Genomic DNA, 22,746 nt, shown 5'->3' with positions numbered 1-22,746 from the left:
CGCATTTTTTACCATTGTGACGTTCGGAAGTTTGTATCTGTACAACAAACATCATCAAAACCAGTCTGATAATTAACTATGACTGGTATTTTTACTGTCTTAATCAGGTGATCGGACATAGCGTTAATTTCCTCATCGTCTAGCTTTGGAGCAAATAAAGGCGTTCCCCAGAATTGAATCTGTGGATAGTCTGAAAGCCTAAATACTCCATGCGGCCATCGGTCCTCGTCACCTAACCACCGGCGTAAAGTCAGGTCTATACCCCATCCATCCTTTAACTCTATCCAGCAATGCGGATTGATTTGTATCTTGTTATGCACAGCTTCAACAAAACCTACTCTGCACTGATGTGGAATGTCTGATTTGGCTAAAATATTGCTGATCACGTAAGTCATCACATCACAACTGGCTTTTGAATCCTCCAGATTTAGCAAAGCCAGTTCCAGTTCTTCATGCCACTGACTCATTGGGTCTTCCTGAAAAGCAGTTGCTGACCTTTCTCATAGATAACCGGGTATGACAAGGCTTCACCATTCTGGAACACAGTATTTGGCGGGAAATACATGACTGCCCATTCAGGCAGAGCACGACTTGTACTTTTGTAAAAATCGTCCATTGGAAATGATTTTACGCCGCTAACCTGGGTGAATATCAATCGAGAATATTTGGTGGTGTTATTAGCTGCCAGATTAAAGCTATCAATATTACCACTGCCCACAAAGGCTGGTGTTTTCCAAGGATTCGGCATTGTAACGTTGTATGCAATTACGCAGTTTGAGCCATCACAGCCAAATTGCGGAGCCGTTACTGTCCACATAATTAAGGGATTTCCATCAATCTTAGGCGCTGTACTTTCCACTATTTTAGTTAAATCGAGGTTCATGGATTTCGCGGCTACCGCAACGGCATTATCAATTAGGTTTATATAGTTGCTATAAGCATCTTCTGAGGATTTAGCCATCGATGCAGGCATCCATGCCATCAAACTTGGCCTAGCGGATGGGGTATCTGGTGATGTAAGAATGCTTGCAGTGTTAAACATGAGAGTTTGCTGACCGTTCAATCCTCTTAATGGGGCATCAAGCGATGAGGCCAGACTTGTGACATTTAGCGCTTTCATCAGTAGAGATTGTCTATATGAGTTCTGCCCATCTTCTGAGTCTCTCAGATCTTGGTCATAAATACCCCCAGCTCTTGCCAAGTTTAGTGCTCTGGACATATCTGAATTATAGGATTTTGGGGTTGTAGCACAGCCTGTGAGCATAATGGCGGCGAACAAGGCTGTAGCTGAACTTACGGAAGTTGACATATTCATTTTCATTTAAAGCTCCTCTTTTAGAAATAGAGTGCCATTGGTTTGTGAAAATGCAACAAGGGTTAAGTAAAACTTTTTAAAAATCATAAGTTTGTACGGACGTGACAAAGTTACCGACATTATTCAATGATTAACTTTCACATGTGAAAGTTTTATTTGGACTGCCCAAATTGGACAGTTTGGCAGTTCGGTTTGTACTCATTTGCTCGGTAGGCTTTCGGGTGACACGAAACCTATTGGAGCAACAGTATGAGAGTCTCTCCCCCTTACATTAGAACACTATCTGCCTCTTGTTTAATCATCTTCTCTGTCGTCGCCACTCATGCCTCGGCTGAAGGACTTCAGTCCGAGATGGATAGACTATTCAATGAAATGAGTAATACAACCAGACCTGGTATTCATGAGACACAACGCCGTGGAGTTATTGCGGGTGGGCGTGTGACCACCAAAGCGCGTATTTTTGATGAAAACCTAGTTAGCTTTGTCCCTCCATCTTGGAAAGCTGGGTGTGGTGGCGTTGATCTATTCGGTGGTTCTTTATCGTTTGTGAATGCAGATCAGATTGTTCAACTGATGCGAGCTGTGGCAGCAAATGCAAAGGGCTATGCTTTTCAACTAGCTCTGGATAATGTTTTTCCTGATGGTGCCAAATGGATAGAAAACTTTCAGAAAAAAGTTCAGGCTTTGAACCAACATTTAGGCAATTCTTGTCAGTTAGCTCAGGGTATTGTTAACGATTCACTAAGTGCTTTTGACACAAAACTAAAAAACGATACTCGTACAAAAGCATCGACCAAAGGCTTATTTGAAGACATGTTTTCTGCAACGCAGGAAACGGATGGACAAACGGCAATCAAGACTCTGAAAGACAACTCGCCACAGGCCTACCAAGAGATGATAGGTAATATTGTCTGGAAGCAACTCAAAAAGAATAGTGTAAGTTCATGGTTCCAGTACGGGGATAACAGCCTGCTTGAAGCCATGATGTCTATAACTGGTGCCGTTGTCATTGGTGATTTAATTAATGATCCAAATCTTGCTGGAGCAAACAACAGTACTAATCCCATCGTCACCTTACCGGGGAATCGAATTACCCTTGGAGATCTCATTTCAGGTGGCTCTGTTAAAGTTTATTCATGTGACAGTGATACGGTTAACTGTATTTCTGCTGGTTCTGAGCTGAAGAGTGTTCAGCTCAGGGGTATTGGCAATCAAATGTCAGATTTACTTCTTGGTTCTGATTCTTCACCTGGATTGATTTATAAATATGCAAATAATGTTGGGGCTTTAAGTTCTGCCGAGATAGCTTTTGTATCAAATCTCCCCAGTAGCTTTGGCTCACTTTTCCGAAATCTTTCCGCTGTTTCCAGTGATACAGCAGAGCAGTTTGCTCAGCAAGCACAGACCATCATAGCGCTAGATATAACCTACAGGTTTATTGAGGAGATATACCGGGCAACAACTATTGCGTTAGCTAACAGTGATAATGCCTATCAACAAAAAGCTGTTGATGTACTTGATGCTTCTCGGGCTGTTGTCAGACAAGAGTATGACCAATTAATAGTGAGGCACGGGAAGCTAAGTGATCTGATGGGGTATTACAACAGCTTACTTGATGTCACAAAGAAGCAGCGGCTTTTACTTGCGGCCCAAGCATCAGGGAAAAAGGAGTAACTAATGGATTTTAGTATTTATTCCGTCGGTGATGCCGCATTTCTAGAGCAAATAATGATTGCTGTGGCGATGGCTACAGGCACCGGTGATTTTGAACGCATGGTAAGTATTGGCCTTTTAATTGGCGCTCTTATCATCTCATTTCAGTCGTTATTCCAGGGAGCTAAATCCTGGGATTTACATCAAGTTTTTGCTTGTTGGCTCGTGTATGCCATTTCCTTTGGAGCCGGCGTTACGGTAACTATTGAGGACGCGTACAACGGACAAGTGCGAGTAGTGGATAACGTACCTGTTGGTCCAGCCGCCGCTGGTTCTATAATCTCAAGCGTTGGATTTGGTCTCACAAAACTCTTTGAGGTTGCATATAGCCCTGTCGCGAGTGTGACTGAATCAAAGTTCATGGATTCTTTAGAGTTATTATCAAAGCTCAGAAATCACGAAATGGAGTCAGCACTATGGACTGTCTGGAATGATTCCCTAGGAGGCGGTGCTGTTGATATGAAGAAAAGCCTGACTAACTACATATCAGAATGCACAGCAATTAAATTTTCATTAGGTGAGTCAAATGAGGATCAAATCAACACAGAGAATTGGCGTACAGCTCTCAGATTTGATTCACAAATATATGGGACCCGATTGTTCCTGTCTCCATCTGGCCCGACAGATCCCAGTTGTACAGATGGCTGGATTCAGTTGAGCCAATCCTTTGAAACTGCCTTCAATTCTGGCCTTTCGCAACAAGCTCTTGGCTATTTGTTGTCTACCACTGATGCTTTGAATGCTACATCTGACGCTTTATATCGCCTGCAGGTTACGAATGTGGCCGCAGGTGATTTTATAAAAGCCAATTTTCTGCAACCTATCGTACAGCGTGGCTTTGCTCAGTACTACAGTGATATGAATGATCCGTACGCACAAATCATGCTCACTCAAGCTGAGTCTCAGCGAAATACGCAATATGCAGCCGAACAGTCTTTGTTTGTAAAATCGATTCAACCTCTTATGACCTTGGTAGAGGGGTTTGCCTATGCGATTACGCCCATAGCCGCATTTGTGATGGTGCTAGGTTCTAAAGGTTTGCTATTGGTCGGTAAGTATCTTCAAATGCTTATATGGGTACAACTTTGGTTGCCAATTATGTCGGTAATCAATCTATTCATTTACATAATGGGGCAGCAGGCGCTCGCAAAATATACCACAGGGAACTTATCCTCATTTGAAGGCGTTGCATATGCTGGGGCCGAAATTGAGCGTTGGATAGGGATAGGTGGAATGATGGCCGCAGCAACGCCAGTCCTATCGTTGATGTTAGTAACTGGCTCAGTATATGCCTTCAATAGTCTTGCTCAACGAGTGGGGGCGAGTGATACAGTCAATGAAAAACTAATGTCTCCAGACTTAGTGGACCGTGGTTCTGTTTTGAGTCAACAACCACAATTTAATCAATCCCGAATTGCTGGAACAATGACCTCTGGAGGTGAGTCGTTAGTTGATAGTATTAACTTAGGGAGTACCGTAAGTAATGCCCTTAGCAGTAGTTCTGCTGCTACTGCACAGGCTCAGAAAGGCTTCGCTAGCCAATTAAGTAATAGTGTGTTTTCTGGACATGGTTCAGAACAGACTTATTCACAACTACACTCATTAGGAAAAACGTTGAGAGCGTCTGATTCAACTCAGGCTAAAAGTATTTTGTCCGCGGCGCAGAACTACGTTACTGATCGTGGGATAAATGCTTCTCACACGGATGCTGTGGCAGGAGCTATTGCTATGCGTGCTAGCGCTGGAGTGGATGCCGGAAAACTTGCTGCTGCTTTTACAGGACCGGTTGGTGCCGCTGTAAATGCCGCTAATCCGGTATCTATGAACGGTAGTTTAGATGTATCTGCGCAATCGCAGAGTCAGGATAGTAGACAGCAGCTTAGTTCTGATATTGACTCTTTATCTCGCGGACTCGGTTTTACAAAAGATGACAGTTCAGCATTAACGAGTGATTTGGCACGGCAAGTGTCTACTGATAAAGGTCAACGTTTTACCCAGAGCTTAGGTGAAGAGCAGAGAAAGCAGCTCATGCAATCCAGTTCTGATCTTTTGTCTTCGCAACAAACCTACCAAGAGTTATCTCAGGCTCAGCAAACTATCGGGACTACTAGCAACAATAATATTAGCGCGTTAGCTGACAAAGTTCTGAACAACTGGTCAGCCGGTAAGTCATTGTCAGATGGTGTTAGACAGTCATCGCCAGAGACAAGAGATTTTGCGCAAAGAAAAGCCCAGCATTACCAAGATTTAGGTATTGATTCCCAGAGGGCAATAGTTGGAGGGCAGTTGTTTGCTATGCTCAATTCCAACTCTCCATCTGAACAAGCAATTGCAGCCAGTGCAATAGCAAAGGCCACTGGTGGCAACAGTGGTATTGACTTTAATCAACCTGGTCAAAGTGCAATGTTGGTAAAGGATGCTCCGCGCTATGTCTCGCCGGTTGAAAATTCGAGCGCACTTTCGGCACCGGAAAGAATGGGCAATCAACAAAAGCTTTTAGCTGAATCAGGCAGTATTGGATCTGAAAATTCTGTTCGTGACGCTCATGAAAAGGGTATCCAACAACTTGAGCAGAGTTATGGGACAAGCAGAAATGAATATCTTAATGACCGCTTGCCTGCGTTAAGAGCACAGATCATGGCATCCGATTTGGCCCCGTCAACATCCAGTGCTTTGTTTGCAGGTGCTGAGGGCGCAGGTCGTTTTGTACAGCAAGTTGTGGGTGGCGCAGGAGCCGCCAAAGAAGGGTTCGCAGAGAGTTTTGGGCAATCGATGTCTAAGTTAGCCCAGATGACTCCGGAACAACGAGATCAGTTTATTGAGGACACAAAGAAAGGGGACGATTACGTCAAGCAAGAGTATGGTCTTGGAGGCTTCCTGGCTGTAGGTGCTGCAAATCTGGGTAGGGATATCATTGGTGTGGGAATCAGTGGATTTGAAGCCGGTAAAGAATGGTTAACCGGTAAGTCAGATCTTTCAGAGGCAGCACAGGGAATGTCTGTTAGAGAAAGAGGGATGTTTTTTGCTTCTGCATTAGCAAGTGCAAGCGAGGCTGGAGCTGGAAAGGCTGCTGAGTTTGTTCAGCAATATGGTGACGAATTCAGGCAGATAGCAATGGATACTGCAAGATATGATTATGGTTTGAATAGTCAGGCAGGAGCAGAATTGTTTGCTGCATCGTTGATGGGCGGCGATTCATCGCGCTCTGGAGAACTAAGAGAAAATCTCAGAGAAGAGGTTGGTGATAACGCATTGGCAGATAAAATGGCTGCGATTATTGAAAGTTCTGCGGGGGCAGGTAAAGACCAAGCGGGCGGATATTTAGCGCCTGTATCAAGGTATTTGTCCGTAGCCAAAGGAGGCCGTTAATGAGCAGACGAGCTGAATATAGACGCGCAATTAAAGAGCTTAAAGTGATGATATTACTGGGGGAAGGGAGATGGCTAAACGAAAAGCCAATCTCCTGTGGAAATAAAAAATTTATCGTCGATGGTTCGGTGTTGAACAATGTAATCAGAGAGCATCCGGAACTTAATAAACACATTTTGATAGGTTTTTTTTCGTCGCCTCAACGGTATCCGTTATTAAGATATAAAGATAGGCAGTTAACGTTAAGTCTATAATTAATAAAACAAAGGCTCTCAGGAGCCTTTGTTTTTATTCAATCCATAGAAGCTTCCGGATACATCTACGTCACTTACCATTGGAGATCCTGTGGCAGGGTTGTATGTGACGTCTGCAAACAGATCTCGCCCAGATAATGTGTTCGTTTTACTCCCGGAATTACTGATTAGATAGGCTCTTTTACCAATCTTTAAAGATGCCAGCAGAGAAACTCCGACTACAAAAAATATGAGCGACCATAGGCCAAGAAGTTTGTACGAATAGAACAAACTTACGATTAAAAACAAAGAGAATAGCGCCTTTTTCATTTACGCCTCCTGATTAATATGTAACCGATTATAGATTATCGTTCAGAAATGCAAATCTTCATAGCACCATAAAATGATACTGTAAAAAAACACAGTGTTTGGCGTTGCATTATCAAAAAGTCATGGTATTTATGATTGATGACAAAGTTAATCAGTGAATAAATCAGGTGTGTTATGGAGAAAGATATGAAGCATTTAGATCGTGAAACTGAAAAGCGATTAAACACAGTCGTTAAGGCAATCGGAACGTTGTTTATTCTAAGCTTTCTTGCTCACTTAGTTATCTCGTCGTGGAGAGATGACCAATATGGATTTACCTTACTAGCGTTGATTGCAGGGGGCGCGTTAGTTTCAATCAATCTGGGCCGCAGAAAAAAAGGTAAGGAGAGCTGCTGATGTATGCGCTAGAGCCGCTAGAACGTGATGTAATTGGTAGCTTTGACAGATTTGCTGTTCAATTGAGCGAAGAGAAGCCAGATCAAGATATTTTTGAGTTCGATTTAACTCTATGGACGCTGCTAAAGCTCTTATCAGCCAATGCGCCATACGAGGTGAGCAATCATTTTTCTATTCCAGAAGATCTTGTTAAAAAACTGGCCTCAGCTCCTGACAGTAGTATTTTACAGTTAGCGAGTGGAGTCCTATTAAGCTTTAAACTTGAAACAGATCAAATAGAAGTGATCGACAAACTTACCGGTAGCTACGATTCTGTAATATGCCTAAGAAATGTTGTGGACGACTTTGACGCAGCGTACTGGCTATTGCTTAATAAGTTAGCTAGTAGAAACTTGGACATGGCGATGCAAATTTTTGGTGTATCTTCTGGTCTTGCCTCCTCAGTCGCCGCCTCCTCAAACAGCCAGTTAAGGTCGTTATCGCATAGGGTCGTTATTAGATTTTCATTGAGATTTAATATTGGCGTACTCGATCAATTCTTATCAGCAACTCTTGCCGATACAACGCCGATTTTATTAAAAAAGATTCAGCAATCTTTGGTGTGGAGATAATCATGAGTGAATGTTTTACATCTGGTTCGTTATCTCGCTGGGTAAAAGCAAGGCACATGGCATTGGCGGGTTATATCACAAAGATAATTATCGTAGAGACTGGTTTGACTTATAAGCAAGTTCGCAGGCTGTACACTGAGCTTGAATATTGCGGATATGATGTGAAGGATAAGAAGTCCAGGACATTCCGTGGTGGAGCGACGCTGATCCACAGTCAGACATCTAAAATTCAAGCATCGCTTTTAATGCAGCTCTATTCAAATCTTGGAGGGGAAAAGGTTAAGCGTTCTGTAGATATTAGCGCTCTGAATAAAGCGTTCAGGATGTATCACGCTATCCGTAAAGAAGTACCAGGTATGAAGGGAGGAAAATGGGAGCCCTTTGACATTACAGATGCCTGGTGTCTTGCCTCAGAACTGCGCAATGGAGAAGCAATGATAGAGCATTGCGAGCAATGCCAATGCACTTTTTTTACGTCAATTAATCAGCGAACATGTGTTGAATGCCCATTCTGTCGGGTCTCAAAAGCTGCCTGAAGACAGCCGCGTATGCCGCAAAAGGGCAAATAGCGATGCTAATTTTTATGAGAGAGCGACATAGCATTATCCAAACTAAAAAGCTGGAGAAATGCTATGTCCACTATGCCGCCCATCATAACTAGGTTTGTTGCCTCGCTCCTATGTTTAACCATCTCAGTTCTTCCGATAAATTCCTATGCGGGTAATCAGGAACCTAACATCGGAGCTGTTGGTCGTGATGCCAAACAATTTGGTTTATCTATTGCGAACGGAGTTAAGCAAAACTCTGCTCAGATTCAAGATGGTAAAATTTCTCTACCAGTCGGTAATGGCCAATCAACATCCATAAACATAAATGAACTGTTTCCTGGAGTTCAACCTGGGCAAAATACCGCAGAGTATTTCCCTGACGCAGCATCTCAGGAGGAGCTAGAACAGATATTCAGTGATGCTGATGCTATGGATCAGTTTGGTAATGAGGCAAAAGCCAATTTATTCCAAGACGCCAACAGCTCCAATCCCTCAATATCAGGTTCTGTATATCAAGTTCTTATGGATGCGGCCAATCGCTCACGCCCTGATTTCAGTAATGACCCAGTACTAAATCTAAGCAAAAAGACCTATGAGGATATGGACCTCATCGCAGATGGCTTTGGGGATTGTTCTGCCGAAACAACTATTAATCAGAATACCATCAACGCGCATATTCCAGAGTATGAGCGATGCCAGCGTGTTGTAGATCAAAGCGCGGACTGTGAGGTTGTCCATGACTACGACGCCTCAGTTGTGAAGCACTATGATGGCCCATATAACCTCAAATCTTGTGGAGAAGGCTGTACTGAGTTGTGGATTGGCCGAGTGGGTGACAACTACTGGAGTGGTAACTGTACGATATATGAGGAGTACACGCGGGTACAAGTCAGTAATCCAGACGCCATAGTGTCTGCAACGCTTGAGTACGCCAAGTGGGATGACTACATGCAAGTTTGGGTAGGTAAATCCGGTCAGGAAACTAAAGTGTGGTCAGGCCCTGACGGCAACTTCCCTCCAGAAACTGCTGGTCGATGCGAATTGTCAACAAGTTGGGAGCGTAACCCTAATGTCGATGTCACCCCCTATTTCAAGAATGTGAAAGATGGTGATGTTGTTACGTTTAAGATCCGCGTTTCAGTAAGTGGTGAAGGTGAGGGTTTTGGCCGCATAAAGCTACGCTATGACCCATCAAAAGCAATTACCAAGGATGAGTGGGCTCCACAGAGCTGTATGGATTCAGCCAAAGGGGTTGTAGATGGTTTTGCGGAAGGTGAGATCACTTGTATAGATGACCCTACTGATGCTACGGGCTGCACAGTCATCAACGGGATCAAAGTTTGCGAATCCCAACTCAAACCGTCACCTTTGCCTGGCATTCCAAAGCTGTGCAAAAAGGTTCGAGTTAAAGCCGACTATGACTTTTATAAGGGGCAAATGGACTGCTGGACAGATCCTCAAGGTGAAACACACTGCCCTGTAAATACTGGTGGAAATCTCAACAGTTGCCAGATGTACGAGGATAATCCTCAGTGTGGATTTATTAGTTCGGAATGTATTGATGGAGCAGAGGGTTCCTCGGGTAAGTGTTATGTGTTTAAAGATACCTACGACTGCGGAACGAACGTATCAATACCTACTTTAGAGAAAGAAACGACGTATCAATGTGGTGGACCCATTAGGTGTATGGGGGATGATTGTCTCGATATAACAAAGTCACAAAGCACTGATTTCGCTCGTGCATCTGCATTGTTGAATGCAGCTCAGTTCATGACTCAGGATATGAGTTGTACTGGTCAAAATGATGATGATAACCCCACTGGAGAAGAAAATGTGATGTGTTCAGCTTTTGCCGGTGAGGCTGGGGAATGCAAGATTGCTGTGGGTGGTGTCTCAGATTGTTGTGAAAAGCCGACGAATATTTCGTTTGCTGATTATCTCAATTTGATTATGGCCGTGCCTAAGCTAGACGGTGCCGTTATGGGACTCTCTGATGGCAGTGCCGTGAAAGGAGCATACCAAGTATTAAGAGACCCGGTAATGTCTGGCTGGACCGAAATAACACAGCCTTTTGCAAGTTATATAGAAAATATTAGTGGAGCGGTTGATAGTTTTCTCCAGCCTGTTCAACAGTTTGCTCAGGAGACTATTGGCGCATTAAAGGAGCAAATTACCAAGCTGACTTCTGAAGCTCTAGGGAATGCTTCTGCGACGGGAGCCGCTGGCGTACCTGCAGGGGCTCCTGAATCAATGACTGAACAAATCCTCGGCCAACAAGGTGCCGCCATGCTAAGCACCGTCATGACTGTTTACACAGTGTATGTTGTGTCGATGGTCATGATCCAGATGATATGGAAGTGTGAGGAAAAGGAATTCACCATGAATGCTAAAAGGGCGCTGAATAGCTGCACATACGTTGGTTCTTACTGCAAGTCCAAAGTATTGGGAGCGTGTGTCGAGGAGCGCGAGTCCTATTGCTGTTTCAACTCGCCACTGTCTCGAATCATCCAAGAGCAAGTTCGGCCACAACTTGGCCTTAACTTTGGTGATGCGCGCGCACCTCAATGCGGCGGAATTCCATTGGATCGAATAGCGGATATTGATTGGAGTAAGGTCAACTTGGACGAGTGGTTGGGGATACTTCAGCAAAATGGAAAACTTCCTGATCCCGCATCGTTAAACTTGGACGCTTTAACGGGAGCTGGAAGTGATTTTAATATTGATGGTACTCGGCAAGACGCATCGCAACGAGTCATGGAGCGGCTGGAAGGGATTAATGTAGACAAAATCAGAAACGACAAAGCGCGTGAAATTTTTCCTGACTTGGATGGCAATGGTGGTTGATGTTTATCAATAAGAAACTTTCACATGTGAAAGTTTTTGTGCCGGAATAAATCGCCTAGGTGCCCAAATAGGGCACTTCCAGAGGCCATGTTTACGGGGTTTCACCCTCAAAATTTCTCCAGTAAATCAATGATGCTGGAGAAAATTATGCAGCAAACTTTAAATGAAAAAGATTACAGTCACCTGCAGATGGTCTCTGTTTACGAGGTGACTGCCCTTCTTAAAATATCTGCGCCAACGCTTCAAAGGATTCGCACAAATGACCCATCATTCCCTAAACCATATAAGATTAGTGGTGAGAAAACACTCAGATACAGATTAGATCAGTTGGAAGCATGGCTTGATTCACGCAGGATCAGTAATGAAGTCATTTAGCCAACTTTTTTCACAGTATCAGTCAGATATTGAAGTAAAAAATAATAGTAGACCACAAGGCTTGAGTAGGGCTGAGTCTGAATTAATAGATGCATCTGTAAGGATCAAATCAGATCCGCCCTCGTCCAATGATTTCACTTTTATGCACTCAATAATGTGCCAAGTTGGTTTACCTCGCTCACGAGTTAACGGAACAGAGTTTGAGAGACGCTGCGGTGCTGTTGGTCTGTATGTTCGTGCAGGCAAAATTTGGGACGGTAAACAGTTTGTTCAGCAGCCCGTTCCTTATGGGCCAATGCCCCGTTTGGTAATGGCGTATCTGAACACTCAGGCGTTGCGTTCAAAATCACCAGAAATTGATGTAGGCAATAGCGCCAGAGGCTTCCTTAAACAACTGGGTAAGGAGTCATCAGGAGGCAAAAACGGGAGCTATACAAACTTTCGTAAACAGCTCATGGCGTTGTCTGCTTGTAGTATTACGCTGGGTTTTAGTACCGCTGAAAAAGCGATTACTTACGATGGTAAACCAATCCAAAAGTTTGAGGCTTGGATTGGTAACAATGATAATCAAGGTGCATTATGGCCCGGTGTTATTACATTTTCGCAAGAGTACTTTACGACGCTAAGCGAACATGCTGTACCGCTTGATTTAAGAGCTATAAATGAGCTTACCACCAGTGCTCTTGCTATGGACATTTATGCCATGCTTGCGGATAGATTGCATCGAATTAGTGGTAGGCCTGTTGTATTACACTGGCATAATTTGCGGGAGCAGTTTGGTCAAGAATATACTGGAGAAGAGGCAGACAAGAATTTTAAGAAAAAATTCCTTCCTGCACTACAGCGAGTTCTTGCTGTTTATCCGGATGCAAAAGTTAAGAAAGTGACAGGCGGGATTTTGATGATGTCCAGCCCCCCACCAATACCCTATCGTGATTGAATTAATAACCGGCCAATGTGCCGGTTTTTTTATTTTATTGCTCAACAAAGTTGTGGAAAACCCTGTTGGTTTGAATTTTATCCACGCATAGTTAGACCCCCCTTGTTGCGCATAGTTAGACCCCAGTAAGTTAAATTTTTACGCATAATCGGGCCCCCTTACCGCGCATAATTGGCCCCCCCCTAAACCTATAGGTATTGCCTTTAAAAAATATCCTATAAATATCCCTATAGTTGAACCATGTTAAGGTGTTAATAACTCTCTTTGCGCCCTAAAAGGGCAGTTCCAGAGCCAAGGATCTGCTGTTGCTTCTCATAAAATAGGTCTATCAATAACTGGTTTATAACGGATAGGCTGATGACTGTAGACGTGAATGAAACCTTGAACGCCCTGAGAAGCGAAATTGCTGAAATGAAGCAATTGCTGGCTCAGTTCGTTGAAAATACAGTGAGTGACGGCAGCAAATCAAACTTACCGCCGTCTGATAAAGAGTATCTTACAGTTGATGAGGCTGCGGCCTACGTTGGAGCAAAACGCTCGTACATCTACCGTTTGACGCATGAAAAGCGCGTATCATTTACTAAGCCGGGAGGTAATAGAGTGCTAATTAAACGATCAGACCTTCAAGCATGGCTGGAAAAGAACAGAGTGAAGTCCCAAGATGAACTTCACCAAGATGTTGCAAATTACATTGCGTGCTCACCTCGTAGCCGTAGGGCATCTTAAAGTGCTGTATGGGATACGGATTTTCCGCAGTGAGGACAGCAAGTTCCAGACTCTTTTACCTTATCTTCAAAAATATCTGGAAAGCCTCTCATTGCTGTTACCCGGCGACTTTCAAGGATATCAGCATAAATTTCCGTTGTTCTCAATTCGGAGTGCCCAAGAAGGCGAGAGAGAGAATAGATATCAACGCCACGGTTAAGCTGGGCCACCGCAAATGTATGTCTGCCAACGTGGAAAGTAACATGTTTTTGAACGCCTGCTAGCATTGCCCAATGTAGTAAAGCGACGTTGGTGTAACTGCTATATTTCAACCCTTTAAAGACTCGCTCAGCTTTATCTTGGCGCTCTCCCATAAGCTTAACTGCTGAGTCTGGTAGATCCAGGTAGACTAAGCTGTTTCCGGCATTCAGTAATTTAGTCTGCTTGAAAATAATTCTGTAGTGTCCATTCTGAAACTCTTCTATTTCTTTCCATGTAAGCTTCTGAATATCGCTCCATCTCAAGCCAGTTGTGCAACTAAAAAGAAATGCCCGTTTAAGAACGTCATAGCGACATTCCGCCTTTGTCATAGCTCGAACTTCATCCAGAGTGAGGTAGGTTCGCTGGGTATTTTCTGCTTTGACACTTTTTACTCGCTGGACTGGGTTATCCCTTATGATGCCTTCTCTGTACGCTTCATTTAGGGCGGCTCTGACTTTGTTGAAGTAACTAGAGGCCGTGTTTTTGGCAAGCTTTGACTTAGATTTCGTTAGCGGTTCCTCTAAAAGGTATTTCCTAAACCCTTCCAGGAATTTTTTATCAAGTTCTTCAAAAGTTAGCTCTGCTCTTCCGTGATAGCTCCGAAGATGTTTACCTGCTGAGATCCAAATAGAATAGTTTGAAGAACTTCCAGACTCTTTGCTGGCAGTTAACTTGTCGTAGTATTCGTAAAAGCTCGAAGCAAGCTTTACTCGATCTTCCAGTTGGAACTTATTACTGTGAGATTCAACGAGCCTTGCTGACCGCGCAGCCTCAGCCTGACGCAACATTTCCTTATTGTGTTGACGCTCTGCTTGTGTCTTTGGGTTCTCGTAGAGATAGAGCTCTAAAGGTTCGTAGTCGCGCTTTGCACGTTTTTTACCATCCTCACCTTCAACAACACCGTAGTAGTACACCAGTCTAAGTTGCTGGAGCCCCTTCGAGTTAGGGTTACGCTTGTTTACTGATACCTTCATAATTGCTCCGCTTTGCTCCCGTTACTCCAAAATTTTAACTCGGGAGCAAATGCGGATCAATATTTAGCAAAACGGAGCAAAATCGTGGAAAGGGAAGTAAAACCTAACCATAAGAGTGTTGCTGTAAAATTACTTAAATAACAGTAAGTTGCTTTGATATGTTTTGAAGGGTTTTACTTTGTTTTTCATCTGAATTACGAACTTCACTTCCCGATACAAAATGAGCCAAAAATCTTACCGAGCAAATCGTCTGAGGTAAATTTACCGGTGATTTCAGATAATGCCATTTGGCACATACGCAGTTCTTCAGCCAGTAACTCTCCGGCTAAATACACTTCAAGCTGCTCTTTACCTAACAGCAAGTGACTGGCGGCAAGATCGAGTGCTTCCAAATGGCGACGACGTGCAATAAAGCCGCCTTCTAAGTTACTTTGGTAGCCCATTAATGATTTAAGATGTTGTTTTAATTCTTCAACACCTAAGCCTGTCTTAGCTGAGATGCGGTAAACGCTGTAACCTTGTTCTTCAGTATTATTTAAGGTTTCACCAGTTATGTCAGCTTTATTACGAATAACCGTTACGCCTAGTTTTGATGGTAGGCGGTCGATAAAGTCTGGCCAAATCTCGCGAGGGTCGATAGCCTCAGTTGTCGTGCCATCAACCATAAACAAGACTCTATCTGCAGTGGCTATTTCGGCCCATGCGCGCTCAATGCCAATTTGTTCAACTGTGTCGAGTGTGTCTCTTAACCCTGCAGTATCTATGATGTGCAGTGGCATACCGTCTAAGTGGATGTGTTCACGTAGTACATCACGAGTTGTGCCAGCAATTTCAGTGACAATTGCCGACTCTTTACCGGCTAGTGCATTGAGTAAGCTTGATTTACCGGCATTAGGACGGCCGGCAATCACTACCTTCATGCCTTCGCGGATAATGGAGCCTTGCTTGGCACTGTCTTGCACTGTGTCTAATTTATCGATGATTTTATATAAGGCATTGGCAATTTTACCATCAGATAAAAAATCGACTTCTTCATCTGGAAAATCAATCGCAGCTTCGACATACAAACGTAAGTTGGTCACTTGGTCGACAAGCTCGTGAACTTCTTTTGAGAACTCACCTTGGAGTGATAGCAATGCACTTTTGGCAGCTTGCTCGCTGGTGGCATCGATTAAGTCAGCAATCGCTTCTGCCTGAGTTAAGTCGAGCTTATCATTCATAAAGGCTTGTTCGCTGAATTCACCAGGCCTGGCTATACGTATGCCGTCAATTTCCATGACGCGTTTAATCAACATATCCAGCACAATTTGGCCGCCATGGCCTTGCAGTTCAAGGACATCTTCGCCAGTAAATGAATTGGGACCTTTAAAGAAAAGTGCAATACCTTGGTCAATAACCTGACCGTCGGCATTGTTAAAGTCACAATATTCAGCATAACGGGTTTTTGGAACATGGCCAATAATCGCCGTTGCGACATTAGTGGCTAAGTCGCCTGATACACGAATGATACCTACGCCACCTCGTCCAGGTGCGGTGGCTTGCGCCACAATAGTGTCTGTTGTCACGGTAGTACCTATAAAATTGATAAAGGAAAAGGCGGCTAATCAGCCGCCTTTTTAATCAGTTATACAAGATTGAGCTTAGGCTATTTTATGCCATTTTTCTCAAGACCAGCATAAATAATCTTCTGTTGAGTGATGGCAACTAAGTTACCCACTAACCAGTAAAGTACTAGACCTGCTGGGAACCATAAGAAGAACACGGTAAAGATAACCGGCATCCACTGCATCATTTTCACTTGCATTGGATCCATTGTTGGCGCTACAGGCTGCATTTTCTGCATCAAGAACATTGATAAGCCCATTAACAATGGCAATACATAGTATGGATCTTGTACTGATAAGTCGGTAATCCAAAGCATGAATGGCGCATGGCGTAATTCATAACTTTCAAGCAATACCCAGTAAAGTGCGATGAAGATCGGCATCTGTAACAGAATAGGTAAGCAACCGCCCATAGGGTTTACTTTCTCTTTCTTATACAACTCCATCATGGCTTGACCCATCTTCTGACGGTCATCACCAAAGCGTTCTTTCATCTCAGTCAATTTAGGCTGAAGATTACGCATTTTGGCCATTGAGGTATATTGCTTCTTCGTTAGTGGGTATAAACCACCACGCACTGTCAGTGTTATCAAAATGATTGCTACACCCCAGTTACCCACAAATGATTGATAGAACATCAATAACCAATGGATTGGAATGGCTAACCACCATAAGAAACCGTAATCAACAACTAAGTTTAAGGTTTCAGAAATCGCTGAAAGCGCTTTTTGGTTTTTAGGACCGACATAAAACTGTGAGCTAATATTTTGTGTTGCGCCAGGTGCAATATCATATACCGCGCCACGGAAACCAATGTTAGCTAATCCACCAGCACTTAAGCTTGTGAAAATAGTATTTGAATCTGTTGCTGGTGGAACCCAAGCTGACACAAAGTAATGTTGAAGCATTGCAGCCCAACCACCGAGTGTAACTTTAGCTAGGTTCTTGTCAGCCATATCGTCAAAGTTATATTTTTCATAACGAGTATCTTGAGTCGAGAAAGCGCCACCACGGTAGGTTGGCATCATCATGCTACTTTCTGATTCTTTAATCGTTTGCTTAATTTGACCATACATTTGCACTTGTAATGGTGCAGCTGAAATGTTGTTGATGCTGTAATCAACTTTGATGTCATATTGACCACGGGTAAACGTAAAGGTTTTTACGTAGGTGACACCGTTATCTGCTGTGTATGTAAATGGCACTGTTAATGTGTCTTTACCATCAGCTAAAGAATATGAGCTAGCCTGAACATTATATGTTGCACGGCCTTTAGCGCTGCTATCAATACCATCACGCCCAATAAGTCCACTTTGAGCAATATAAGTGAACTCATTTTGCTGATCTAAAATAACAAAGGGGTCGTTACTGTCGATTTCGCGTTTATGTTCTACTAATGCAGCATAAACAATGTCACCACCAACTGGGCTGATTTTAATATCAAGCTGGTCAGTGTTGACGCTAATAAGGTTTGTCGTTGCAGGTAATTCTACTGGTGTCCCTGAGATATCTGCTTCTGGAACATCAGCACTGTGCTGTGATGAGGCGTTAGTTTGGGTAACAGTTTGAGCTGTTGCCGGTTTTGGTGCTTTATCTGTTTGCCACTGTGTCCACATTAAATAGCTGACAAAAAGCAGACCGATTAGCAATATATTGCGTTGAGATTCCATAGCCTATTTATTACACCTGTCATTTTTAGGGGGGACGGGATCACTACCGCCGGGATGTAAAGGGTGACATTTTAATATGCGTTTCATTGCAAACCAACTACCTTTCACTGTTCCATGTGTTTTTATTGCTTCTATAGCATAATAAGAACAGGTTGGATTGAACCGACAACGCGGTCCCAATAAAGGGCTGATAAAAATTTGGTAACCACGTATAAACGTAGTTGCTAGCCATTGTAACGGCGACTGAGTTTGTGCCATAGCTTTTCTATTAATTTTTGTATTTCTGCATTTTCCATTTCCATCACGCCATTTCTGACTAATACAACGATGTCGATATCTGGGATGTCGTGTTGATGTAAACGAAAACTATCTCTTATCACACGTTTAATGCGATTACGTTGGTTTGCACGTTTAACAAAACGTTTGGCCACAGTTAATCCTAAACGGGGATGTTGCTCTGAATTTGGAATTGCGAGCAGAGTTATTTCAGCAGAGGATGCTTTGATTGGATTGGAGAATACAGATTTAAATTGCGCGGGAGTTAACAAACGTAACTCCCGCGAAAAGGTATAGCTAGTCACCTAGTTATCTACTTACGCAGATAAACGAGCGCGACCTTTCGCACGACGACGTGCAAGCACCTTACGGCCGCCTACAGTAGCCATACGAGCGCGGAAGCCGTGAGAACGCTTGCGCTTCAGGTTGCTAGGTTGAAAAGTACGTTTACTCATGATGGCAATCCGTCTTTGTTAGTGAATTTTCCTTATCTCCAACATTAGAGGTAAGGGCAAAAAAGAGGCCGAATTGTAATCACTTTAAGTACTGTCGTCAATAACGAAAGTACTTATATGATAAATTTCTGCCAATCTTTATTTGAAGCTACTAAGCATTAAGCACCATAAGATGTGGATAAGTCTGTGTACAGACACTATATCTTGTGGATCTTTCGTTGTTTCAGCAGATCAAAGAAAGGCTATTATAGATCAAGTTGGATCGGTTAATAAAGCTGGATTTGCTTGATTTTTACTGTTTACCGATCGATTTTGATCATGGAAGATCATCTATTTATACACAGAATGATCTCGCTGGGGATAATTCTGCTTTAAAGGATAGCGATCATTGTGATCTCACTATAGAATACATCTCCTTTGATTAAAGATATTTGGGGATAAATAAGTGGCGGTTTCACTTTGGCAACAATGTATCGGTAGACTACAAGACGAGTTATCAGCACAGCAGTTCAGTATGTGGATCCGTCCGTTACAAGCTGAAATGGATGGTGATACATTAGTTTTGTATGCACCTAATCGTTTTGTGCTGGATTGGGTACGCGATAAATACATCAATATCATTAATCAATTTTTTACTGAACAAATGGGCAGTAATGCACCTAAGTTACGTTTTGATATTGGTAGCCGTCCTTCTGCACGTCCGGTTGCGCCAGCTCCGGTAGCGGTTAAGCCTGTGAATCGTCAAACCAAAGCTCAAGTGGGAACGACGTCTTTTAATACCCAAGCCGAACCGATTATTAATCCTAATCATCGTAGTAATATTAATCCTACCTATCAATTTGATAACTTCGTTGAAGGTAAATCGAATCAGTTAGGTAAAGCTGCGGCTTTGCAAGTATCTGAAAATCCAGGTGGCGCTTATAATCCATTGTTTTTATATGGCGGCACTGGTTTAGGTAAAACTCATCTTTTACACGCAGTTGGCAATGGTATTATTAAAAATAATCCCAATGCTAAAGTGGTGTACATGCACTCTGAGCGTTTTGTTCAGGACATGGTTAAAGCATTACAAAACAACGCGATCGAAGAGTTTAAGCGTTATTATCGTAGCGTCGATGCATTATTTATTGATGATATTCAATTTTTTGCCAATAAAGATCGTTCTCAAGAAGAATTTTTCCATACCTTTAATGCATTATTAGAAGGTAATCATCAAATTATTTTAACCTCAGATCGTTATCCTAAAGAGATTGACGGGGTAGAGGATCGTTTAAAATCACGCTTTGGTTGGGGTTTAACGGTTGCGATTGAGCCTCCAGAGTTAGAAACCCGCGTAGCGATTTTAATGCGTAAAGCACAAGAGAGCGGAATAAACCTACCTGATGAAGTGGCATTTTTTATTGCTAAGCGTTTACGTTCAAACGTACGTGAGTTAGAAGGCGCGCTAAACCGCGTGATTGCTAATGCTAACTTTACTGGTCGTCCAATTACTATCGACTTTGTGCGTGAAGCATTAAGAGATCTCTTGGCACTGCAAGAAAAATTAGTCACTATAGACAATATTCAGAAGACAGTTGCTGAATACTACAAAATAAAAATGGCAGATATGCTGTCTAAACGCCGTTCTCGCAGTGTGGCAAGGCCTAGACAAGTGGCGATGGCGCTATCTAAAGAACTTACTAACCAAAGTTTACCGGAAATAGGTGATGCTTTTGGTGGTCGTGACCATACGACAGTATTACATGCTTGTCGTAAAATCGCTCAATTGCGCGAAGAAAGTCATGATATTAAAGAAGATTATGCTAACTTGATTAGAACTTTGTCTTCTTAATTCAGGGAATCTAGACACGATGAAATTTTCAATTGATAGGGACGCCCTATTAAAGCCGTTGCAGCTAGTGTGCGGCGCGGTAGAACGCAGACACAATTTACCTATTTTAGCCAACTTATTAGTTGAAGTTAGTGAGTCTTCACTTAAGCTAACGGGCACTGATTTAGAAGTTGAGTTAGTGGGCCAAGCGGCAATTCATGGTGATATTGATGTCGGTCGTACGACCGTTCCTGCCAAAAAACTGCTGGATATTGTTAAGTCATTGCCAGAGCAAAGTGAATTAAAAGTCGAACAGCAAGATAATAAATGGTTATTGCGTTCTGGCCGTAGCCGTTTTTCCTTAGCAACATTACCTGCCGAAGATTACCCCAACGTTGAAGCATTCCAAGCGGATATTGAATTTAGCTTAAAGCAAGGTGTGTTGAAGTCGATAATTGACTCTACTCAGTTTTCTATGGCCAACCAAGATGTGCGTTATTATCTCAATGGATTGTTATTTGAAACCGAAGGTAATGTATTACGTGCTATCGCTACAGATGGACACCGTTTAGCATTAAGCCATCGCACCCTTGAGGTGACATTACCTGAAAAGCAAGTCATTGTACCGCGCAAAGGTGTGGTTGAAATGGCGCGCTTACTCGACAGTGACGATCAGGACATCACCATTGCTATTGGTGATAATGCCATTCGAGCGGTTACCAGTTCTGCTGTGTTTACCAGTAAACTTGTTGATGGACGTTTCCCTGATTACCGCCGAGTGTTACCTAAAGGTGGCAACAAAGTGGTCATTGCCAGTCGTAATCAACTAAAGCAAGCGTTAACCCGTGCCTCTATTCTGTCGAATGAAAAATTCCGTGGTGTACGTATTCAGCTTGAATCTGGTTTATTAAAAATTACCGCTAATAATCCTGAGCAAGAAGAAGCTGAAGAGATCATTGATGTTGAATATGACTCTGACAATCTAGAAATTGGTTTTAACGTTAGTTATCTACTTGATGTTTTAAATAACTTAGCCAGTGATGAAGTTCGTATTACTCTAATTGATGGCAATTCGAGTGCCTTGATTGAAAACCACAAAGAAGAAGATTCTATGTATGTGGTGATGCCAATGCGTCTATAACGGATTATTGTCTAACAAGTTATATAAGGTGCTGTAAGGCGCCTTATTTGTCTTTACTGGATTAATCACAGCGGTTATCACAAATAGGTTTTCATGAGTTTATCGCGTATTACCATCAGTTCATTTCGTAACATTACCTCAGCATCATTGGAGCCTTGTAAGGGCTTAAATTTGATTTACGGTCAAAATGGCAGTGGCAAAACCAGTATTCTTGAAGCTATTTATTTTTTGGGTATGGGCCGCTCATTTCGTAGCCATTTATCGCAACGTGTGATCAACCATGAAGACGATAAACTCACCTTGTTTGCCCATTTAATAGACGCTGAACGAGACTGTAAAATAGGTTTACGTCGTTATCGAAGTGGTGAGACAGAAGTTAAAATTGATGGTGAAAAGGTTAAGCGTTTATCGACCTTAGCCGAAACCTTGCCTATTCAAGTCATCACCCCAGAAAGTTTTTCGTTATTGTTCGAGGGACCTAAAGCTCGACGCCAATTTATCGATTGGGGTGCATTTCATTCTGATCCGAATTTTTATCAAGCTTGGGTGAATACTCGAAAGGTATTAAAGCAGCGCAATCAATTACTTAGAAATCAATCTTCCTACAGCCAAATACAGTTTTGGGATAAGGAGTTGGTGCGGTATGCTGAACAGGTTACCGATATACGAAATCTATATGTAGACTCGTTAAATGAGCTACTAAAGGGTATAATCGGGGTGTTTTTACCTCATATTGATATTAAGGTTTCTTTTACCCGAGGATGGGACAGTAAAACGGATTTTGCCCAATTACTTGAAAACCAATACTCAAGAGATTTAGCCGCTGGTAATACGGGCAGCGGCCCCCACAAAGCAGACTTACGTTTGCGAGTGGGTAATTTACCAGCGCAGGATGCGTTGTCCCGTGGACAATTAAAATTATTAGTCTGTGCACTGCGTATTGCACAGGGAAAGTTGCTCAAACAACAACTAGATAAAAATAGTATTTATCTGGTCGACGATTTACCGTCGGAGTTGGATGCACAGCATAGGCAGCTATTGCTTCAGCAGTTAACCGAAACCGGTGCACAAATTTTTGTCACTGCGATCGATCCGCAAGCAATAGTCGATTCGTTATCTAGCCCTCCAAACAGGATGTTTCATGTGGAACAAGGGCGAGTAACGGTTATTGAATAA

20 protein-coding genes are annotated in these 22,746 nt (G+C 42.8%); 12 read left to right on the top strand and 8 right to left on the bottom strand.

Annotated features, from left to right (window positions below):
* Positions 1 to 8: 8 nt before the first annotated feature.
* Together GW828_RS18230 and GW828_RS18225 are read right to left on the bottom strand one after the other, a co-directional pair.
* The gene (locus GW828_RS18230; RefSeq protein ID WP_241771315.1) at positions 9 to 467 is read right to left on the bottom strand and encodes a hypothetical protein; all 459 of its coding nucleotides are present in this window, start codon (positions 465 to 467) and stop codon (positions 9 to 11) included.
* On the bottom strand, positions 464 to 1,321 hold the full coding sequence (locus GW828_RS18225) for a hypothetical protein (RefSeq protein ID WP_273059778.1): 858 nt from the start codon (positions 1,319 to 1,321) through the stop codon (positions 464 to 466). The genes GW828_RS18230 and GW828_RS18225 overlap by 4 nt, the downstream gene beginning before the upstream one ends.
* Positions 1,322 to 1,666: 345 nt before the next feature.
* Here GW828_RS18225 and GW828_RS18220 point away from each other — a divergent pair, with 345 nt between their 5' ends.
* The 9 genes from GW828_RS18220 (at position 1,667) to GW828_RS18180 (ending at position 13,400) form a co-directional block, all read left to right on the top strand.
* Entirely contained in the window at positions 1,667 to 2,989 is a 1,323-nt protein-coding gene (locus GW828_RS18220) for a conjugal transfer protein TraH (protein WP_243757284.1), read from the top strand.
* A gap of 3 nt (positions 2,990 to 2,992) precedes the next feature.
* Positions 2,993 to 6,397, top strand: coding sequence for a conjugal transfer protein TraG N-terminal domain-containing protein (locus GW828_RS18215; RefSeq protein ID WP_273060517.1), 3,405 nt, complete (start codon positions 2,993 to 2,995; stop codon positions 6,395 to 6,397).
* Between the two features lie 749 nt (positions 6,398 to 7,146).
* Positions 7,147 to 7,356 (top strand): hypothetical protein, encoded by a 210-nt coding sequence (locus GW828_RS18210; RefSeq protein WP_273059509.1) that lies wholly within the window; start codon positions 7,147 to 7,149, stop codon positions 7,354 to 7,356.
* A complete protein-coding gene (locus GW828_RS18205; RefSeq protein ID WP_273060516.1) occupies positions 7,356 to 7,967 on the top strand; it encodes a hypothetical protein in 612 nt (203 codons plus the stop codon). The genes GW828_RS18210 and GW828_RS18205 overlap by 1 nt, the downstream gene beginning before the upstream one ends.
* 2 nt (positions 7,968 to 7,969) lie before the next feature.
* A complete protein-coding gene (locus tag GW828_RS18200; protein WP_273059507.1) occupies positions 7,970 to 8,503 on the top strand; it encodes a FlhC family transcriptional regulator in 534 nt (177 codons plus the stop codon).
* A gap of 96 nt (positions 8,504 to 8,599) precedes the next feature.
* Positions 8,600 to 11,359, top strand: coding sequence for a conjugal transfer mating pair stabilization protein TraN (gene traN / locus GW828_RS18195; RefSeq protein WP_273059506.1), 2,760 nt, complete (start codon positions 8,600 to 8,602; stop codon positions 11,357 to 11,359).
* A gap of 147 nt (positions 11,360 to 11,506) precedes the next feature.
* Positions 11,507 to 11,734, top strand: a complete 228-nt coding sequence (locus tag GW828_RS18190; RefSeq protein ID WP_237584756.1) for a helix-turn-helix transcriptional regulator — start codon at positions 11,507 to 11,509, stop codon at positions 11,732 to 11,734.
* Positions 11,721 to 12,674, top strand: coding sequence for a replication protein RepA (locus tag GW828_RS18185; protein ID WP_046821264.1), 954 nt, complete (start codon positions 11,721 to 11,723; stop codon positions 12,672 to 12,674). The genes GW828_RS18190 and GW828_RS18185 overlap by 14 nt, the downstream gene beginning before the upstream one ends.
* Positions 12,675 to 13,031: 357 nt before the next feature.
* Positions 13,032 to 13,400 carry a helix-turn-helix domain-containing protein gene (locus GW828_RS18180; RefSeq protein ID WP_046821265.1) on the top strand — a complete coding sequence of 123 codons (369 nt, stop codon included), beginning with the start codon at positions 13,032 to 13,034 and terminating at the stop codon, positions 13,398 to 13,400.
* On the opposite strand, the gene GW828_RS18175 is transcribed toward GW828_RS18180, so the two are convergent.
* The 6 genes from GW828_RS18175 to rpmH form a co-directional block, all read right to left on the bottom strand.
* Positions 13,397 to 14,614 carry a site-specific integrase gene (locus GW828_RS18175; RefSeq protein WP_161706365.1) on the bottom strand — a complete coding sequence of 406 codons (1,218 nt, stop codon included), beginning with the start codon at positions 14,612 to 14,614 and terminating at the stop codon, positions 13,397 to 13,399. The genes GW828_RS18180 and GW828_RS18175 overlap by 4 nt on opposite strands.
* Positions 14,615 to 14,817: 203 nt before the next feature.
* On the bottom strand, positions 14,818 to 16,179 hold the full coding sequence (mnmE, locus tag GW828_RS18170) for a tRNA uridine-5-carboxymethylaminomethyl(34) synthesis GTPase MnmE (RefSeq protein WP_182741548.1): 1,362 nt from the start codon (positions 16,177 to 16,179) through the stop codon (positions 14,818 to 14,820).
* Positions 16,180 to 16,259: 80 nt separating this feature from the next.
* The gene (gene yidC, locus GW828_RS18165) at positions 16,260 to 17,888 is read right to left on the bottom strand and encodes a membrane protein insertase YidC (RefSeq protein WP_124016574.1); all 1,629 of its coding nucleotides are present in this window, start codon (positions 17,886 to 17,888) and stop codon (positions 16,260 to 16,262) included.
* 3 nt (positions 17,889 to 17,891) lie between these two features.
* Positions 17,892 to 18,146, bottom strand: coding sequence for a membrane protein insertion efficiency factor YidD (gene yidD / locus GW828_RS18160; RefSeq protein ID WP_124016573.1), 255 nt, complete (start codon positions 18,144 to 18,146; stop codon positions 17,892 to 17,894).
* Positions 18,113 to 18,469 carry a ribonuclease P protein component gene (rnpA, locus tag GW828_RS18155; RefSeq protein WP_124016572.1) on the bottom strand — a complete coding sequence of 119 codons (357 nt, stop codon included), beginning with the start codon at positions 18,467 to 18,469 and terminating at the stop codon, positions 18,113 to 18,115. Before rnpA ends, yidD begins: the two co-directional genes overlap by 34 nt.
* Positions 18,470 to 18,481: 12 nt before the next feature.
* Positions 18,482 to 18,619: a 50S ribosomal protein L34 gene (gene rpmH, locus GW828_RS18150; protein ID WP_006083827.1), complete on the bottom strand. Its 138-nt coding sequence runs from the start codon at positions 18,617 to 18,619 to the stop codon at positions 18,482 to 18,484.
* Positions 18,620 to 19,064: 445 nt separating this feature from the next.
* Between rpmH and dnaA the strand changes: the two genes are divergently transcribed.
* From dnaA to recF, 3 genes are all read left to right on the top strand, one after another.
* A complete protein-coding gene (gene dnaA / locus GW828_RS18145) occupies positions 19,065 to 20,450 on the top strand; it encodes a chromosomal replication initiator protein DnaA (RefSeq protein ID WP_124016571.1) in 1,386 nt (461 codons plus the stop codon).
* Between the two features lie 19 nt (positions 20,451 to 20,469).
* A complete protein-coding gene (gene dnaN / locus GW828_RS18140; protein WP_124016570.1) occupies positions 20,470 to 21,570 on the top strand; it encodes a DNA polymerase III subunit beta in 1,101 nt (366 codons plus the stop codon).
* Between the two features lie 93 nt (positions 21,571 to 21,663).
* On the top strand, positions 21,664 to 22,746 hold the full coding sequence (recF, locus tag GW828_RS18135; protein ID WP_124016569.1) for a DNA replication/repair protein RecF: 1,083 nt from the start codon (positions 21,664 to 21,666) through the stop codon (positions 22,744 to 22,746).

The sequence above is a fragment of the Shewanella vesiculosa genome (assembly GCF_009994065.1).
Taxonomy (GTDB): domain Bacteria; phylum Pseudomonadota; class Gammaproteobacteria; order Enterobacterales; family Shewanellaceae; genus Shewanella; species Shewanella vesiculosa.
Note: the sequence above shows the minus strand (reverse complement) of the source record. Positions and strands in the feature narration are given on the sequence as shown.

What these genes read in the sequence shown, in the direction of transcription:
- GW828_RS18230 (WP_241771315.1), bottom strand. Translation starts at nt 467, where the DNA reads ATGAGTCAGTGGCATGAAGAACTGGAACTGGCTTTGCTAAATCTGGAG.
- GW828_RS18225 (WP_273059778.1), bottom strand. Translation starts at nt 1,321, where the DNA reads ATGAAAATGAATATGTCAACTTCCGTAAGTTCAGCTACAGCCTTGTTC.
- GW828_RS18220 (WP_243757284.1), top strand. Translation starts at nt 1,667, where the DNA reads ATGGATAGACTATTCAATGAAATGAGTAATACAACCAGACCTGGTATT.
- GW828_RS18215 (WP_273060517.1), top strand. Translation starts at nt 2,993, where the DNA reads ATGGATTTTAGTATTTATTCCGTCGGTGATGCCGCATTTCTAGAGCAA.
- GW828_RS18210 (WP_273059509.1), top strand. Translation starts at nt 7,147, where the DNA reads ATGAAGCATTTAGATCGTGAAACTGAAAAGCGATTAAACACAGTCGTT.
- GW828_RS18205 (WP_273060516.1), top strand. Translation starts at nt 7,356, where the DNA reads ATGTATGCGCTAGAGCCGCTAGAACGTGATGTAATTGGTAGCTTTGAC.
- GW828_RS18200 (WP_273059507.1), top strand. Translation starts at nt 7,970, where the DNA reads ATGAGTGAATGTTTTACATCTGGTTCGTTATCTCGCTGGGTAAAAGCA.
- traN (WP_273059506.1), top strand. Translation starts at nt 8,600, where the DNA reads ATGTCCACTATGCCGCCCATCATAACTAGGTTTGTTGCCTCGCTCCTA.
- GW828_RS18190 (WP_237584756.1), top strand. Translation starts at nt 11,507, where the DNA reads ATGCAGCAAACTTTAAATGAAAAAGATTACAGTCACCTGCAGATGGTC.
- GW828_RS18185 (WP_046821264.1), top strand. Translation starts at nt 11,721, where the DNA reads ATGAAGTCATTTAGCCAACTTTTTTCACAGTATCAGTCAGATATTGAA.
- GW828_RS18180 (WP_046821265.1), top strand. Translation starts at nt 13,032, where the DNA reads ATGACTGTAGACGTGAATGAAACCTTGAACGCCCTGAGAAGCGAAATT.
- GW828_RS18175 (WP_161706365.1), bottom strand. Translation starts at nt 14,614, where the DNA reads ATGAAGGTATCAGTAAACAAGCGTAACCCTAACTCGAAGGGGCTCCAG.
- yidC (WP_124016574.1), bottom strand. Translation starts at nt 17,888, where the DNA reads ATGGAATCTCAACGCAATATATTGCTAATCGGTCTGCTTTTTGTCAGC.
- yidD (WP_124016573.1), bottom strand. Translation starts at nt 18,146, where the DNA reads ATGGCACAAACTCAGTCGCCGTTACAATGGCTAGCAACTACGTTTATA.
- rpmH (WP_006083827.1), bottom strand. Translation starts at nt 18,619, where the DNA reads ATGAGTAAACGTACTTTTCAACCTAGCAACCTGAAGCGCAAGCGTTCT.
- dnaN (WP_124016570.1), top strand. Translation starts at nt 20,470, where the DNA reads ATGAAATTTTCAATTGATAGGGACGCCCTATTAAAGCCGTTGCAGCTA.
- recF (WP_124016569.1), top strand. Translation starts at nt 21,664, where the DNA reads ATGAGTTTATCGCGTATTACCATCAGTTCATTTCGTAACATTACCTCA.